Below are 15171 nucleotides of genomic sequence, written 5' to 3'. Positions count from 1 at the left end.
TTGGCCACAGTTGAAAGGACTCGCGCGGAACATGTCGGAAGCGAAATGCTATTCACGCACTCAGGGCCGCCTCCGCTCGTTCCCGTGGGGGGTGGCGGGCGAAAAAGCGGCCGCTGAGTATGCGAGTTGCCGCCCGAGCCGATGCGGGCGGCAACAACTCCCGGTGGGGGAGTAAAGAGGGGCGGCGCTCCCGCACGGGCGCCGCCCCTTCGCCGTGCCGCCGTCCGGCGGGGCCGCGCCACGCCCACGGCGCAGGCGTTACGCACGGGTTACCGCCTGACACGGCACGGGGGTTCCTGCCCCGAGCCCGGGCCGGTCGGGGCCGGGCACACGTCCCCGCCCCTTCCCCGACCGCGGGCCGGCGGGGCCACTCGCGCGGTTCCCCGCGCCCCTTCGATGGAGCCGGCCACTCGGTCATCCAGGCCCCTCCTCACCCGCAGGCCGGTGGGGGCTGGTCGCGCGGTTCCCCGCGCCCCTGATAGGGCTGGTACGCATGCCTCACGTGCGGGCCTTGCCCTCACGGGCCCCTGACGAGAGCACCACACGCGCCCCCAGGCGGGCCCGGACAGAGGGCCCCTGACAGCGCGTGGACACCGTCCTCATGTGCCGGACGAGTCGGCCCCGCGCCCCTGACAGGCGTCGCACTCGGCCCTCACTCGCCTGACGGGCCGGAGACCACCCGCGGGTGGTCTCCGGCCCGCAGCACATCCAGCCCGTCCGGCGATTGAGGACGCGACCGCAGGGAGCTCCCGCCGCAGGCCGCAGACGGCCCGCAGGAGACGCCCCGCAGGCCGCAGGCCACCCCGCCCGGATCACCTGCTGTCACTACCTCCGCCCAGCGCCGCCGCGCGCCCCGCCTCCAGGCGGGCGACCGGGATGCGGAACGGCGAGCAGGAGACGTAGTCCAGGCCCACCTCGTGGAAGAAGTGCACCGACTCCGGGTCGCCGCCGTGCTCGCCGCAGACGCCGAGCTTGAGGTCGGGGCGCGTGGCCCGGCCGGCCTCGACGGCCGAGCGGACGAGCGAGCCCACGCCGTCCCGGTCGATGGTCTCGAACGGGCTGACGCCGAAGATGCCCTTCTCCAGGTACGCGGTGAAGAAGCTCGCCTCGACGTCGTCGCGGGAGAAGCCCCACACGGTCTGGGTGAGGTCGTTCGTGCCGAAGGAGAAGAACTGGGCGGCCTCGGCGATCTGACCCGCCGTCAGCGCGGCGCGCGGCAGCTCGATCATCGTGCCGATGGTCAGCTTGAGGCTGGTGCCGGTGGCCGCCTCGACCTCGGCGATGACCTGGTCGGCCTCCTCGCGGACGATCTCCAGCTCCTGGACGGTGCCCACCAGCGGGATCATGATCTCGGCGCGCGGGTCGCCCTTGGCGTTCTTGCGCTCGGCCGCGGCCTCGGCGATCGCCCGCACCTGCATGGCGAACAGACCGGGGATGACCAGGCCGAGGCGGACGCCGCGCAGACCCAGCATCGGGTTCTGCTCGTGCAGCTTGTGCACGGCCTGGAGGAGGCGCAGGTCGTTCTCGTTGGCGTCCTCGCGGGCCTCGGCGAGCGCGACCCGCACCGACAGCTCGGTGATGTCCGGGAGGAACTCGTGCAGCGGCGGGTCGAGCAGGCGCACCGTGACCGGCAGGCCGTCCATGGCCTCGAAGAGCTCGACGAAGTCGGCCTTCTGGAGCGGCAGCAGGGCGCCGAGGGCCTCGTCGCGCTCGGCGTCGGTGTCGGCGAGGATGAGCCGCTCGACCATCTCGCGCCGCTCGCCGAGGAACATGTGCTCGGTGCGGCAGAGGCCGATGCCCTGGGCGCCGAAGCGGCGGGCCCGGGAGGCGTCCTCGGCGTTGTCGGCGTTGGCCCGCACCCGCAGCCGGCGCATCCGGTCGGCGTAGGCCATCACGCGGTGCACGGCCTGGACGAGCTCGTCGGCGTCGTCGGCGCCCGCGTGCATCCGGCCCTCGAAGTACTCGACGACCGGGGACGGTACGACCGGTACCTCGCCGAGGTACACCTTGCCGGTGGAGCCGTCGATGGAGACGACGTCGCCCTCCTCGATGACCACACCGCCGGGCGCCGTCATGCGGCGGCGCTTGGTGTCGACCTCCAGCTCCTCCGCGCCGCAGACACAGGTCTTGCCCATGCCGCGGGCGACGACGGCCGCGTGCGAGGTCTTGCCGCCGCGCGAGGTCAGGATGCCCTCGGCGGCGATCATGCCGTTGAGGTCGTCCGGGTTGGTCTCGCGGCGGATGAGGATGACCTTCTCGCCCGAGCGCGACCACTTCACGGCGGTGTAGGAGTCGAAGACGGCCTTGCCGACGGCGGCGCCCGGGGAGGCGGCGATGCCGCGGCCCAGCAGGTCCGTCTTGGCCTTCTCGTCGAAGCGCGGGAACATCAGCTGCGCGAGCTGGCCGCCGGTGACGCGCTGGAGCGCCTCGGCCTCGTCGATCAGGCCCTGGTCCACCAGCTGGGTGGCGATGCGGAAGGCCGCGCCGGCGGTGCGCTTGCCGATGCGGGTCTGGAGCATCCAGAGCTTGCCGCGCTCGATGGTGAACTCGATGTCGCACAGGTCGCGGTAGTGCGTCTCCAGCGTCTCCATGATCGAGATCAGCCGGTCGTACGAGGCCTTGTCGATCCGCTCCAGGTCGGCGAGCGGCACGGTGTTGCGGATGCCCGCGACGACGTCCTCGCCCTGGGCGTTCTGGAGGTAGTCGCCGTAGACGCCCTGGTGGCCGCTGGCGGGGTCGCGGGTGAAGGCGACGCCGGTGCCGGAGTCCGGGCCGAGGTTGCCGAAGACCATGGAGCAGATGTTGACGGCCGTGCCGAGGTCGCCCGGGATGCGCTCCTGGCGGCGGTAGAGCTTGGCGCGCTCGCCGTTCCAGGAGTCGAAGACGGCCCTTATGGCGAGGTCCATCTGCTCGCGGGGCTCCTGCGGGAAGTCACGGCCGGTCTCCTTGGAGACGATGCCCTTGAACTCCTCCACGAGACCGCGCAGGTCGGCGGCGTCGAGGTCGACGTCGGTGGTGACGCCCTTGGCCCGCTTGGCCTCCTCCAGCGCGTCCTCGAAGAGCTCGCCGTCGACGCCCAGCACGGTCTTGCCGAACATCTGGATGAGGCGCCGGTAGGAGTCCCACGCGAAGCGCTCGTCGCCGGCCTGGGCGGCGAGGCCGGTGACGGACTCGTCGGAGAGACCGATGTTCAGGACGGTGTCCATCATGCCGGGCATGGAGAACTTGGCGCCGGAGCGGACGGAGACCAGCAGCGGGTCGTCGGCCTGGCCGAGCTTCTTGCCCATCCGTGCCTCGAGGGCACCGAGGTGGGCCGTGACCTCGTCACGGAGTGCCGTGGGCTCGCTCCCGCTGGCGAGGTAGACCTTGCAGGCCTCGGTGGTGATGGTGAAGCCGGGGGGCACCGGGAGACCGAGATTGGTCATCTCGGCGAGGTTGGCCCCCTTCCCACCGAGCAGGTCCTTCAGGTCCTTGTTGCCCTCGGTGAAGTCGTAGACGAACTTCTGGCGGTCTGTGGTCTCCGGCACGGGACTCGACTCCTCATTGGGTCCCCCCGTACTCAGGTGGGGGAGGGCGTGCTCAAACGGGCTGACGGCGGGGAGCGTACCCAGATCGAAGGATTCTGAGGAGGTCCACTCCACGGTCATAGGGCTGTAACCACCCGTCTGCCGTCAGATCGAAAGTCACGCTCCGGCAAAGGCGCCTTCAGCCCGTTCTTCGACATCTGAAGCCAGGATGACAAAGAGCATCCACGCAAGCACGCACCGTCGACAAAAACCGCCATCCGCCATCGGGTGTCGTCAAGAAATGAAAGCAAGAAGGGTGGCACGGAGTGCCACCCTTCTGAAGATGCAGACCGGTCTCAGCCGCTCATCTGAGCGCACCCCTGATCAGGGGTGGCGAGAATCACGCGCCCTCAGCCGCCGGAAGTGTCAAGTTCGGCGTCCGCGCTCACGGCCACACAGGCGTACGGATCGTCCAGCCAGCCCTCCGGAAGGACCACCCGGTCACGGCCGGACGTGCGGCCACGGGGGCCGTCCGCGCCGACGGGCCACGGCTGGTCCAGATCGAGCTCGCTCAGAAGAGCGTCCAGTTCGTCCAGAGATGAGGCGATCGCGAGCTTCTTCCGCATGTCCGAGCCGACCGAGAAGCCCTTGGTGTACCAGGCGACGTGCTTGCGGAAGTCGATGACACCGCGCTCCTCGCTCTCCAGCCACTCCCCCAGCAGCCGCGCGTGGCGCACCATCACGGCGGCGACCTCGCGGAACGTGGGCGCCGTGGGGGCGCCGCCGTGCTCGAAGGCGGCCACCAGGTCGCCGAAGAGCCAGGGCCGGCCCAGGCAGCCGCGGCCGACGACCACGCCGTCGCAGCCCGTCTCGCGCACCATCCGCACGGCGTCCTCCGCCGACCAGATGTCGCCGTTCCCGAGAACCGGTATCTCGGGCACGGACTCCTTCAGCCGGGCGATGGAGTCCCAGTCGGCCGTGCCGCCGTAGTGCTGGGCGGCCGTACGGCCGTGCAGCGCGATGGCCGTGACGCCCTCCTCGACCGCGATCCGCCCGGCCTCCAGGTAGGTCATGTGGTCGTCGTCGATGCCCTTGCGCATCTTCATGGTGACCGGCAGGGCGCCGGCGTTGCCGACCGCCTCGCGCAGGATCGCGCGCATGAGGTTGCGCTTGTACGGCATCGCGGCGCCGCCGCCCTTGCGGGTGACCTTGGGGACGGGGCAGCCGAAGTTGAGGTCGATGTGATCGGCCAGGTCCTCGTCCACGATCATGCGGACGGCCCGGCCGACGGTCACCGGGTCCACCCCGTAGAGCTGGATCGAGCGCGGCTTCTCCGAGGCGTCGAAGTGGATCAGCCGCATCGTCTTGGCGTCCCGCTCGACGAGCGCCCGGGTGGTGATCATCTCGCTGACGAAGATGCCCTTGCCGCCGGAGAACTCCCTGCACAGGGTGCGGAACGGCGCGTTGGTGATGCCCGCCATGGGGGCCAGCACCACCGGCGGCCACAGGGTGTGCGGGCCGATGGCGAGCGGCGCGTACGGCGAGGCGGCGTCATTGGTCATACCTCCCATTGTCCCGTACCGGTACGGCTCCTTCGGCTGTAGGCTGAAATTAATTGGACTCGTACAACTAATTCTGGTGGTGCCGCATGACGGAGCCCTCCGTACCGCTCGACGTACCGCCCACCCCCTCCCCCGGACCGCTCTCCCGCCGCCGGCGCCTGCTGGTGCTGGGCATCTGCTGCACCAGCCTGCTGATCGTCAGCCTCGACAACACGATCCTCAACGTCGCCCTGCCGTCCATGCGGCGGGATCTCCACACCTCGGTCGCCGGCCTCCAGTGGACGATCGACGCCTACACGCTCGTCCTCGCCTCGCTGCTGATGCTGGCCGGCTCGACCGCCGACCGGATCGGCCGCAGACGGATATTCCGGACCGGCCTCGTGCTGTTCACCCTCGGCTCGCTGCTGTGCAGCCTCGCGCCGGGCCTGACGTGGCTGGTCGTCTTCCGGATGGTCCAGGCCGTGGGCGGCTCGATGCTCAACCCCGTCGCGATGTCGATCATCACCAACACCTTCACGGACCCCCGGGAGCGGGCCCGCGCGATCGGGGTGTGGGGTGGCGTCGTCGGCCTCAGCATGGCCGCCGGGCCGATCGTGGGCGGTGTGCTCGTGGAGTCCGTCGGCTGGCGCTCGATCTTCTGGATCAATCTGCCGGTCGGCCTGGCGGCCCTGGTGATGACCGCCCGCTACGTCCCCGAGTCGCGCGCCCCCCGGCCGCGCCGGGTGGACCCGGTCGGCCAGCTGCTGGTGATCGCCCTGCTCGGCTCGCTGACGTACGGGATCATCGAGGGCGCCGAGGCGGGCTGGACCTCACCCCTGATCCTGGGCTGCTTCGCCGTCACCGCGGGCTCGCTCGCCGGACTGCTGGTCTACGAGCGGCGGCGCGCGGAGCCCCTCGTCGAGCTCGGCTTCTTCCGCAGCGCCCCGTTCAGCGGCGCCACGGTGATCGCGGTCAGCGCCTTCGCGGCGCTCGGCGGCTTCCTCTTCCTCAACACCCTCTACCTCCAGGACCAGCGCGGTCTCTCGGCGCTCGACGCCGGCCTGTACATGCTGCCGATGGCCGCCATGTGCCTGGTCTTCGCACCGGTCTCCGGCCGGCTGGTGGGCTCCCGTGGCCCCCGGCTGCCGCTGCTGCTCGCCGGGGTGGCGATGACGGCCAGCGGCGTGATGTTCGCGGGCTTCGACGCGTACTCCTCCGACCTCACGATGATCACCGCCTATGTGCTCTTCGGCATCGGCTTCGGCCTGGTCAACGCGCCGATAACGAACACCGCGGTCTCCGGCATGCCGCGTTCCCGGGCCGGGGTGGCCGCGGCGGTGGCGTCGACCAGCCGGCAGGTCGGCAGCACGCTCGGCGTCGCCGTGATCGGCGCGGCGGTCGCCGCCGGGCTCCGGCTCACCGGCTGGTGGATCATCGCGGGCTGCGGCGCGGCCGTCCTGCTGCTCGGTACCCTCACCACCGGCCGCTGGGCCGCCGGCACGGCCGAGCGGACGGCTGCCCGCCTCGACCCCGAACGGACCAGGATCCCGGTGACGACACCATGACCACGCACCCGCCCTCGACCCCGCCCCCGCCGAGCGCCGCCGAGCGCGCCTGGGGCAACATCCGGCAGATCGTCCTCGGCGGCAACGAACGCCGCAAGGAGGTCGTCGAGGCGCTCGGCATGAGCTTCTTCCGCGTCAAGGCGCTCCGCAGGATCGCCCGGGGCCCGGTCACCCTCCGCGACCTGGCGGACGAACTGCTGACGGACCGCCCGTACACGACGCTCGTCGTGGCCGACCTCGCGGAGCGGGGCCTGGTCGAACGCACGGCGAACCCGGCGGACCGGCGCTCGAAGATCGTGTCGGTCACGGAGGAGGGGAGGGCGGCGGCGGAACGGGCCGAGCGGATACTGGGCGCGCCGCCGTCGGCCCTGCTGGCGCTGCCGGAGGAGGACCTGGCGGCACTGGACCGCATCACGGCGAAGCTGGCGGCACCCGGCGGCGCGGCCGGCTCACCAGAATGATTCGAGCACGCCCTGCTTGTACGGCTGCGGGCCGATGCTGTAGTCCCCGCTGAACGGGCAGTCGAGCACGACCACCAGCAGCAGGCTGAAGCCGATGAGGACCGTCACGGAGCAGAGGAAGAGCATCTGCACGCTCTTCCTGGGGCTGCCGAAGAGGCAGATGGTGGCGAGCACGACCAGCGCGCCGCCGAAGACGAGGATCTGGAAGAGCAGCGGGAGTTGCTGGGAGCTCTGTGCGATCCGGGCCCGGCGCTGGGCGGCCACGTCGTTCAGCCGGTCCAGGGTCTGCTCGTAGAACGCCTGCCGGGCCTGGGTGTCCGGTTCGTACTCCTGGAGGGCGGTGTAGACCTCGTCCAGCTTCGACGTCGTCGCGGCGTAGCTGGCGTGGCCCCGCTTCATGCGCGGCCACTGGTCCTCCACCACGGCGTGCACATAGCCGCTGACGGCGTCGCCGATCCTGCCCCGCGGTTCGGGCGGGAACGCCTGGATGTCCCGGACGATCTGTGAGAGGTCCGTGGCCTCCGTGGCGACGACCGTCTGGCTGGTCTCCATCTGAGTCCAGAGGTTGACGATGACGAAGGCGAGGATGATGCCGTAGATGGCGCTGAAGATGCCGAGGAGCAGTCCGACGGCCTCGTTGTAGGTGCCTGCCGCGAGGGTGGGGAAGCGGCGGTGCAGCAGGCGTGCGCCCACGAGGGTCAGGCCCGTCAGACCACCGACGAGGATCACGACGAGGACGGGCGTGGAGAACGTGTTGAGAAGCCACAGCTGCACCCCGGGATCCGTACCCGGGGCCGCCGGGGCGAAGTCCTCCGGGGCACCGGTCCGCGAGGGGCGCCCGGGGGCGAACCCGGGTCGCTGTACGGCACCCTCACTCCCTCGCCGGCACCCTCGGTCTCCTGCCCGCCTCAGTCTCCCGCCGGCGCGCTCAGCTGCTTCAGCCGCTCGCCCGTGGCCTCGTCCGCCGGGACGAACGTCACCAGCCGCGCCCCGGACTGCGGGCCCACCCACAGGCTCGTGTGATTCAGCCGCAGCAGCCCCGCCCGGGGGTGCTGGAACACCCGGGTGGTGCGCGCCGCGGGCGGTGCCACCTCGTGCCGGGCCCAGAGCGCCCGGAATTCGGGCGAGGCGTCGAGGAGCCTCTTGAGCAGGCAGTTCCACGCCGGGTCCGCGATGTGCTCGGCCATGGACGCCCGGAACTTCGCGGCCATCGACTGGATCACCGCCGCCCGGTCGACGAACGTGCCGCTGATCCGGGCCTGGGTGAAGGCGATCCACATGCAGTTGTGCTCCTCGACCGGCAGGGAGTCGAGGTCGCACATCAGCTGTCCGTACGCGCGGTTGTAGGCGCGGATGTCGTAGCGGGCGTTCTGCACGCAGGCGGGGAACGGCTCCAAGCGCTCCAGCATCATCCGCAGCTCTTCCGAGACGCCCAGGCAGGAGGTGTCCGGCATCGGGTCGGCCGTCCCCGCGAGGGCGAAGAGGTGGCTGCGCTCGACGCGGTCGAGCATCAGGGCGCGGGCGATGGAGTCCAGGACCTGCGCCGAGACCTTGATGTCGCGCGCCTGCTCCAGCCACGTGTACCAGGTGACGCCGACGGCGGCGAGGTGGGCGACCTCCTCGCGGCGCAGCCCCGGGGTGCGGCGGCGCGGGCCGCGCGGCAGCCCGGCCTGCTCCGGGGTGACGCGCTCGCGCCGGCTGCGCAGGAAGGCCGCGAGCTCGCCGCGGCGCGCGTCGTCGGCGCCGGGCACGGTGTGCGGGAAGCGGCCGGCGTCCGGGGTGGGGGCGGGCCCGGGTGCGGGGAGGGGCCGGGTCTCCTGCAGCATCGTGGTCATGCCTCCAGCGTGCGGGGCGCGCGGCCCCCGTTCCAGGTAGTGCTTCTACCAGGATAAAGAGGCTCTGGTACCAGGCTGGGGCCCGCGGCATCGTCCCTTTCGTGAGCGATACCCGAACCACCCCCCATGCCCCCGTGGCGGCGGCCACCGCCGCCGTACGACGATCCGCGCCGGCCCCGGCGGCCGGCCTGAGCACGCTCGGCCTGATCACCGTCCTGACCGGCGCGGCGCTGCCGATGCTGGACTTCTTCATCGTCAACGTCGCCCTCCCCACCATCGACCACGACCTGCACGCGGGCCCGGCCGTGCTGGAGATGGTCGTCGGCGGCTACGGCGTCGCCTACGCCGTGCTGCTCGTCCTCGGCGGGCGGCTGGGCGACATGGTGGGGCGCAAGCGGTTGTTCCTGTGGGGCACCGCGGCGTTCGGTGTGACGTCCGTGGCCTGCGGTCTGGCGCCGGACGCGTGGTCGCTGGTGGTGGCCCGGATCGCGCAGGGCGCCGCGTCGGCCCTGATGCTGCCTCAGGTGCTGGCGACGATCCAGGCGACGACCGAGGGCACGCGCCGCACCAAGGCGCTGAGCCTGTACAGCTGCACGGCGGGGGTCGCGGCCTCGGTCGGGCAGGTGCTTGGCGGGGTGCTGGTCTCGGTGGACGTGCTGGGCACCGGCTGGCGCTCCATCTTCCTGGTGAACGCCCCGGTGGCCGTGGTGGCCCTGGTGCTGGCGGTACGGACGATCCCGGAGACGCGCTCGGAGCGGCCGTCCGGGGTGGACGTGCGCGGCACCCTGCTGCTGTCGGTGGCGCTGATCTCGCTGCTGGTGCCGCTGACGGAGGGCCGGGCGACGGGCTGGCCGGTGTGGTCGTGGGTGCTGCTGGCCGTGTTCCCGGTGTCGGCGGTGGCCTTCGTGGTGGTGGAGCGGCGCGAGGAGGCCGCCGGGCGGACTCCGCTGATCCCGCCGTCGCTGCTGCGGATCCACTCGGTGCGCAGCGGGCTGACGGTGATCGTGCCGTTCTCCATCGGCTGGGGCGGCTACATGTTCGTCGTCGCGGTGGTGCTCCAGGAGGGGCTGCGGCTGGGGCCGATGGCGGCGGGGCTGGCCCTGCTGCCGCTCTGCCTGACCTTCCTGATCGGCTCGCTCGCCGGCCCGCGGCTCGCTGCCCGGTACGGGCGCGGCGTGGTGACGGCGGGGTCGCTGCTCCAGGCGGCCGGGCTGGTGGGGCTGGCCGCGACCTTCCACTGGGGCTGGGACGGGCTGGGCGCCGTGGGCCCGGCACCGGCGCTGGCCGTGCAGGGGCTGGGGCAGGGGTTGCTGTTCCCGGTGGCGATCCGGGCCGTGCTGAGCGAGGTGCCCGTGGGGCAGGCGGGCGTGGGTGGCGGGGTGCTGACCACGACGCAGCAGGCGTTCATGGCGCTGGGCGTGGCCACGCTCGGTTCGCTGTTCCTGTCGCTCTCGGGGTCGATGGGGATGCGGGACGCGGTGGTGGTGACGCTCGGGGTGCAGCTGGTGGCGGTGGCTCTCACGGTGCTGTCGAGCCTGCGGCTGCCGCGAAAACTGGCCTGAAATCACCGCGGGGCGCCTCCGCCGGCACCTCGCGGGCCTCCTTCGCGACACACATGGAATGACAGATATTGAAATCTGTCATTCCATGTGTCACTCTTCCTGTGTACGCACTCCGCCGTACGCACTTCCGCAGCCCCGCGAAGGAGTCCCCCGTGCTGCACCGCACCCTCGGCACCACCGGCCCCCAGGTTTCCGCTCTCGGTCTCGGCGCGATGGGCATGTCCGCCCTCTACGGCGAGGCCGACCGCGCCGAGTCGATCGCCACGATCCACGCCGCCCTCGACGCCGGCGTCACCCTGATCGACACCGGCGACTTCTACGGCATGGGCCACAACGAACTGCTGATCAACGAAGCGCTGCGCACCGCCCCGGCGGGCGCCCGCGAGAAGGCCCTCACCAGCGTCAAGTTCGGTGCGCTGCGCACCGTCGAGGGCGGCTTCACCGGCGTCGACGGCAGCCCGAACGCCGTGAAGAACTTCGCCGCGTACTCCCTCCAGCGCCTCGGCACCGACCACATCGACGTCTACCGCCTCGCGCGGCTCGACCCGAACGTGCCGATCGAGGAGACCGTCGGCGCGATCGCGGAGCTGGTCGAGGCCGGTCACGTCCGGCACATCGGGCTCTCCGAGGTGAACGCCGAGACGATCCGGCGGGCCGCCGCCGTCGCCCCGATCGCCGACCTCCAGATCGAGTACTCCCTGATCTCGCGCGGCATCGAGAAGGAGATCCTGCCCACCGTCCGCGAGCTGGGCATCGGCGTCACCGCGTACGGCGTCCTCTCGCGCGGCCTGATCAGCGGCCACTTCACCCGGGACCGGCAGCTCGCCGCGAACGACTTCCGCGGCATGAGCCCGCGCTTCCAGGGCGAGAACCTCCGGCACAACCTCGGCCTGGTCGACGCCCTCCGCGAGGTCGCCGACGCGAAGGGCGCGACCGTCGCCCAGACCGCCATCGCCTGGGTCCTGGCCCAGGGCGAGGACATCGTCCCCCTGGTCGGCGCCCGCCGCCGCGACCGCCTGACCGAGGCCCTCGGCGCCCTGGACGTCCGCCTCGACGCGACGGACCTCGCCGCCGTCGAGAAGGCGGTCCCGGCCGACGCCGCGGCCGGCGACCGCTACCCCACCGACCAGATGGCCCACCTCGACAGCGAGCGGTGAGCCGGCTGGGGCAGCGCACACCCCGGTTGCGGGCAGGCACGCCCAGGCGGTCGCGGGCAGGCGCACCCAGGCGGTGGGCAGGCGTTCCCAGGCGGTTGCGGGCAGGCGCTCCGCAGGGCCGGGGGCACCCCCGGCCGAAGGCCGGGGAGGGTGGGCACAACCCGACCACCGGCCCGCACCCGGCCGAGAGGCGGTCAACCCGCCCGGGCCCGCCGACCCGCCCGCCGGGTACGGTCACTACCAGGCGCCCGCCACGCCCGCACCCGCCCGCCCGAAAGGACCCCGCCCCCCGATGCCCGAGCCGCTGACCCCCGCCCGCATCCTGGAAACCACCGAAGACGTCCTCCGCCGCTTCGGCCCGGCGAAGGCCACCGTCGTCGACGTGGCACGGGCCCTGGGCGTCAGCCACGGCAGCGTCTACCGCCACTTCGGCAGCAAGGCCGCGCTCCGTGAGGCCGTGACGCAGCGCTGGCTGGACCAGTCGCACACCACGCTCTCCGCCGTCGCCGACGCGGAGGGCCCCGCGGGCCCGCGGCTGCGGGAGTGGCTGGCCGCGCTCTTCGCCGCGAAGCGGCGCAAGGCGGGCGACGACCCCGAGCTGTTCGCGACGTACATGGTCCTCGTCGGCGAGAACAGCGGCGTCGTCGAACGGCACGTCGAGACGATGATCGGGCAGCTGGCCCGCATCGTGGCGAGCGGCGTCCGCGACGGCGAGTTCACGGCACCGGACCCGGCGGCGACGGCACGGGCGCTGTGGGACGCGACGAACCGCTTCCACGACCCGGCGTACGCGGCGGAGTGGTCCCGCCCGGGCATCGACGAGGCGTTCGCGACCGTGTGCGACCTGGTACTGCGAGGACTGCGGGCGTAAGCGCCACGGCGGCCGTGGGCGACAGGCCGGAACGCCGGAGGGCCCGGCACCGCGTGACGCGGTGCCGGGCCCTCCGGCGTTCGATCGGGAAGAGTCGGGAAGACGGGCGTCAGCAGCCCAGCAGACGCGCGCCCAGGTAAGCCTGGATCTGGTCCAGCGAGACCCGCTCCTGCTTCATCGTGTCGCGCTCGCGCACGGTCACCGCGTTGTCGTCCAGCGTGTCGAAGTCGACCGTGACGCAGAACGGCGTACCGATCTCGTCCTGGCGGCGGTAGCGGCGGCCGATGGCGCCCGCGTCGTCGAACTCGATGTTCCAGTTCTGCCGCAGGTCGGCCGCGAGGCCCTTGGCCTTCGGGGAGAGCTGCGGGTTGCGGGACAGCGGCAGCACGGCGACCTTCACCGGCGCGAGGCGCGGGTCGAGGCGCATGACGACGCGCTTCTCCATGACGCCCTTGGCGTTCGGGGCCTCGTCCTCGTTGTACGCGTCGAGCATGAAGGCGAGCATGGCGCGGTTGAGACCGGCCGCCGGCTCGATGACGTACGGGAAGTAGCGCTCGCCGGCCTCCTGGTCGAAGTACGACAGGTCCTGGCCGGAGCCCTTGGAGTGGGCCTTGAGGTCGTAGTCGGTGCGGTTGGCCACACCCTCCAGCTCGGAGTACTCGGTGCCGCCGAAGTTGAAGCGGTACTCGATGTCGACGGTGCGCTTGGAGTAGTGGGAGAGCTTCTCAGCGGCGTGCTCGTACCACCGCATGTTCTCCTCGCGCATGCCGAGGCCGGTGTACCAGTTCCAGCGCTGCTGCATCCAGTACTCGTGCCACTGCTCGTCCTCGCCCGGCTTGACGAAGAACTCCATCTCCATCTGCTCGAACTCGCGGGTGCGGAAGATGAAGTTGCCCGGCGTGATCTCGTTGCGGAAGGACTTGCCCGTCTGGGCGATGCCGAACGGGGGCTTCTTGCGCGAGGTCGTCTGGACCTGGGCGAAGTTGGTGAAGATGCCCTGCGCGGTCTCAGGGCGCAGGTAGGTCACCGCGCCGGAGTCCTGGGTCGGGCCGAGGTGCGTGGACAGCAGGCCGGAGAACTGCTTGGGCTCGGTGAAGGCGCCCTTGTTGCCGCAGTGCGGGCAGTTGAGGTCGGCGAGGCCGTTCTCGGGGAGCTTGCCGTGCTTGGCCTCGTACGCCTCCTCCAGGTGGTCCGCGCGGAAGCGCTTGTGGCAGGAGGTGCACTCGGTCAGCGGGTCGGTGAAGGTGGCGACGTGACCGGACGCCTCCCACACCTCGCGGGCCAGGATGACCGACGAGTCGAGACCGACCACGTCGTCGCGCGAGGTGACCATGGAGCGCCACCACTGACGCTTGATGTTCTCCTTGAGCTCCACGCCGAGCGGACCGTAGTCCCAGGCGGCACGCTGGCCGCCATAGATCTCACTGCACGGATAGACAAAGCCACGGCGCTTGCTCAGGCTGACGATGGTGTCGATCTTGTCGGCGGCCACGGTGCTCTCTTCATTGCGACGACGAACAGCGAATGGTTCAGGTTACCGGCGCTGCCACCCCCCTAATCAAATCGGCTCTGGCCTTGGCTTGACCGGATCCCTCCGGAAGGGGCTCCGGAGGCTCCCGGGAGACGCTTTCCGCACATGTTGTTGACAATCGTTTCCATTTTTGTTGAAAATGAGTGTCATGAACGTCAGCCGTCTCCGCTCCCCCCGCGCCCCCCGAATAACCACCGCCGCCGTCGCCACGGCCGCAGCCCTCGGGCTGCTCACGCTGTCCGCGTGCTCCTCCGGCACGGCGGACGAGGCGGCGGACGGCAAGCTCAAGGTGGTGGCGTCGTTCTATCCGATGCAGTTCCTGGCCGAGCAGATCGGCGGCGACCACGTCAGCGTGACCAACCTGACCAAGCCGGGCCAGGAGCCGCACGACCTGGAGCTCAAGCCCAAGCAGACCGCCTCCCTCGCCGACGCCGGCGCGATCGTCTACCTCAAGGGCCTCCAGCCCGCCGTGGACGAGGCGGTCAAGCAGTCCAAGAACAAGCACGTCGCCGACGCGGCCTCCCTCACCAGCATGGAGGAGCACGGCACCGAGGTCGACGGCCACGACCACTCCTCCGGCGACAACCACTCCCACTCGCACTCCGAGGCCGGCGCCGACCCCCACATCTGGCTCGACCCCGTGAAGTACGCCGAGGTCGCCAAGGGCGTCGCCAAGACGCTCGGCGAGGCCGCCCCGGACCACAAGGCGGACTTCGAGAAGAACGCCGACACGCTGGCCAAGCGGCTGGACGGGCTGAACAAGAAGTTCTCGGACGGCCTGAAGAACCGCGCCTCCGACACCTTCATCACCACCCACGCCGCCTTCGGCTACCTCGCCGACCGCTACAGCCTCACCGAGGAGGCCATCAGCGGCGTCGACCCGGAGTCCGAGCCCAGCGCCGCGCGGATCAAGGACCTCCAGAAGCTGGCGAAGGAGCACCACGTCTCCACGGTCTTCTTCGAGACCATCGCCAGCCCGGCCACGGCCAAGACCCTCGCCAAGGACCTCGGTCTGAAGACGGACGTCCTGGACCCGCTGGAAGGCATCAGCGACAAGTCCAAGGGCGACGACTACTTCGAGGTCATGGAAGCCAACCTCGCCGCCCTCCAGAAGGCGCTCGGCACCAAGTGACGGAGGTCAA

At 71.2% G+C, this 15171-nt stretch carries 11 protein-coding genes; 6 read left to right on the top strand and 5 right to left on the bottom strand.

Annotation, left to right across the window (positions count from 1 at the left end):
- Positions 1-812: 812 nt before the first annotated feature.
- Positions 813-3647: a pyruvate, phosphate dikinase gene (gene ppdK / locus LUZ64_RS02115; RefSeq protein ID WP_232390123.1), complete on the bottom strand. Its 2835-nt coding sequence runs from the start codon at positions 3645-3647 to the stop codon at positions 813-815.
- Between the two features lie 269 nt (positions 3648-3916).
- Positions 3917-5068 (bottom strand): tRNA dihydrouridine synthase DusB, encoded by a 1152-nt coding sequence (gene dusB, locus LUZ64_RS02110; protein ID WP_095578614.1) that lies wholly within the window; start codon positions 5066-5068, stop codon positions 3917-3919.
- 86 nt (positions 5069-5154) lie between these two features.
- Between dusB and LUZ64_RS02105 the strand changes: the two genes are divergently transcribed.
- Both LUZ64_RS02105 and LUZ64_RS02100 read left to right on the top strand, forming a co-directional pair.
- Positions 5155-6612, top strand: coding sequence for an MFS transporter (locus LUZ64_RS02105; RefSeq protein ID WP_095578613.1), 1458 nt, complete (start codon positions 5155-5157; stop codon positions 6610-6612).
- Positions 6609-7073, top strand: coding sequence for a MarR family winged helix-turn-helix transcriptional regulator (locus LUZ64_RS02100; RefSeq protein ID WP_095578612.1), 465 nt, complete (start codon positions 6609-6611; stop codon positions 7071-7073). Before LUZ64_RS02105 ends, LUZ64_RS02100 begins: the two co-directional genes overlap by 4 nt.
- Here the strand turns inward: LUZ64_RS02100 and LUZ64_RS02095 are convergent.
- Together LUZ64_RS02095 and LUZ64_RS02090 are read right to left on the bottom strand one after the other, a co-directional pair.
- Entirely contained in the window at positions 7062-7847 is a 786-nt protein-coding gene (locus LUZ64_RS02095; RefSeq protein ID WP_095578611.1) for a bestrophin-like domain, read from the bottom strand. The two genes, LUZ64_RS02100 and LUZ64_RS02095, sit on opposite strands and share 12 nt — an antisense overlap.
- Before the next feature lie 134 nt (positions 7848-7981).
- Entirely contained in the window at positions 7982-8908 is a 927-nt protein-coding gene (locus tag LUZ64_RS02090; RefSeq protein ID WP_095578610.1) for a helix-turn-helix transcriptional regulator, read from the bottom strand.
- A gap of 101 nt (positions 8909-9009) precedes the next feature.
- Between LUZ64_RS02090 and LUZ64_RS02085 the strand changes: the two genes are divergently transcribed.
- The 3 genes from LUZ64_RS02085 to LUZ64_RS02075 all read left to right on the top strand — a co-directional run bounded on the left by LUZ64_RS02085 (position 9010) and on the right by LUZ64_RS02075 (position 12498).
- Positions 9010-10470 carry an MFS transporter gene (locus tag LUZ64_RS02085; RefSeq protein WP_232390124.1) on the top strand — a complete coding sequence of 487 codons (1461 nt, stop codon included), beginning with the start codon at positions 9010-9012 and terminating at the stop codon, positions 10468-10470.
- A 152-nt stretch (positions 10471-10622) separates the two neighbouring features.
- A complete protein-coding gene (locus LUZ64_RS02080) occupies positions 10623-11627 on the top strand; it encodes an aldo/keto reductase (RefSeq protein ID WP_095578609.1) in 1005 nt (334 codons plus the stop codon).
- 292 nt (positions 11628-11919) lie between these two features.
- Positions 11920-12498: a TetR/AcrR family transcriptional regulator gene (locus LUZ64_RS02075; protein ID WP_232390125.1), complete on the top strand. Its 579-nt coding sequence runs from the start codon at positions 11920-11922 to the stop codon at positions 12496-12498.
- Positions 12499-12607: 109 nt separating this feature from the next.
- Here LUZ64_RS02075 and LUZ64_RS02070 read toward each other — a convergent pair whose 3' ends face one another.
- On the bottom strand, positions 12608-13990 hold the full coding sequence (locus LUZ64_RS02070) for a glycine--tRNA ligase (protein ID WP_087928218.1): 1383 nt from the start codon (positions 13988-13990) through the stop codon (positions 12608-12610).
- A 187-nt stretch (positions 13991-14177) separates the two neighbouring features.
- On the opposite strand from LUZ64_RS02070, the gene LUZ64_RS02065 reads away from it, so the two are divergent.
- On the top strand, positions 14178-15161 hold the full coding sequence (locus LUZ64_RS02065; RefSeq protein WP_095581727.1) for a metal ABC transporter substrate-binding protein: 984 nt from the start codon (positions 14178-14180) through the stop codon (positions 15159-15161).
- Positions 15162-15171 lie beyond the last annotated feature (10 nt).

This window comes from Streptomyces albireticuli, from assembly GCF_021228125.1.
In the GTDB taxonomy this organism is placed as follows: Bacteria; Actinomycetota; Actinomycetes; order Streptomycetales; family Streptomycetaceae; genus Streptomyces; species Streptomyces albireticuli.
The sequence above is the reverse complement of the archived record's forward strand: the minus strand, read 5'-3'. Positions and strand labels throughout refer to the sequence as shown.